General features: G+C 48.7%; 2 protein-coding genes. Both read right to left on the bottom strand.

Translation table 11 applies throughout. The features are described from left to right. Window positions 1-168 (bottom strand): alpha/beta fold hydrolase (locus tag ACWHAR_RS21215; protein ID WP_452087735.1); only part of this gene is annotated, 168 nt, incomplete at its 3' end. Then, on the bottom strand, window positions 156-1,460 hold a 1,305-nt coding region (menD, locus tag ACWHAR_RS21220), incomplete at its 5' end, for a 2-succinyl-5-enolpyruvyl-6-hydroxy-3-cyclohexene-1-carboxylic-acid synthase (protein ID WP_452087734.1). The genes ACWHAR_RS21215 and menD, both read right to left, overlap by 13 nt.

The following is a 1,460-nucleotide window of genomic DNA, read 5'->3' on the forward strand; positions in this document are numbered from 1 at the left end:
ATCAATTTTGATCAAACGTGAATCAGACAGCATCTCATCAAGAAAAGTCCATGATTGTTTGCTGCCGGTAAACCCGTGCAGACAGACGACGGCTTCGGAAGCATTCGGTCCCTCGTCTGCCACTGCATATCGGACACCATCTGATACCGTTATGTTTACAGTTCCCATTGTTTTTTCACTTCCCGCACCGCCTCATTCAGCATATCGCGATGAAGCTGGACTCTTGATTGGCGATCCGTTTTGATTTCAATCAAATGGAGTCCGGGCTTGTCTGCCTGCGGCGCATAAGCTGTTTTGAATTCATCCCAAGAAGCCGGGCATGAATACGTTCCGCCGTAAAGTGCAGCCGCATGCTTGAAATCGAGCCCTGTCGGTGTGCCGAACAAATCTTCAAAGTGTGTCTTTTCAGAAGCCTGCGGCAAAAAGGAGAAAATCCCTCCTCCGTCATTATTGACAAGAATCACAGTAAGAGGAATACCCAGCTTTTTGGCCGCCAGCAGGCCGTTTAAATCGTGATAAAAAGATAAATCTCCAATCACAAGGGTAACAGGCGCTTTTGTTCCTTCACATACCCCCATGGCAGAGGAGACGACACCGTCTATCCCGTTTGCTCCCCGGTTTGAATAAATCCGGAAAGGGCGGTCCTGCTTTTCAAAAAACGTATCAACATCCCTGATCGGCATGCTGTTTCCCACAAACAGCGAGCTGTTTTCAGGCACAAGATGCTGAAGGATTCGATAGAGATTGCCTTCAAACGAAACATCTTCACTGCTGATTGTTTGCAGATGCTCGCGGAACCGCCTATTAACAAACTGCCACTTTTCCAGCCACTCTGAGGATCTGGCAGCAGCAGTAAGCCCTGCCATAATCTCCTCAGCAAAAACAGACGCATTACAATGAATCATATGCGCGCTTACCTGCGTCGGATCTCTCCAGCCTCCATCCTCGTCAATCACTATTTGCTGAATCGCCGGATCATCCTTAAGCCATAAGAAAACCGGTTTTGAAACAGGCATCGGTCCAAACCGAATGACAACATCAGGACGAAGTTTCCGCTTCAGCTCATCATCTTTTAAAACCGAATCATACGCATCAATAACAGTGCTTTTATCATGAACACCATTCCGCAGATTAGACAGCGGATCCGCTAAAATTGGATACTGAAGCGCTTTTGACAGCGCAATAATGTTTTCCTTATCCGCATCACTATGGAGCTCTCCGCAGACGATCATTCCTTTTTCAGCCTCTGCGAGCATCTCAGCCACATCAGACAGGGACTCTCGGTCAACAGACTGCGTACCCGTTTTCACAGATACATGACGGCCTGTTCTCATTCTTCCAAACGGCTCATCTGAAAGATCCGGCATCAGCGGTTCGCGCAGCGGCATATTCACATGGACAGGCCCCATCGGGCGCTTTTGTGCTTCTCCGGCAGCGCGGCTTGCCAGCGTTCGGATGTA

Source organism: Bacillus sp. LR--39 (genome assembly GCF_053613335.1).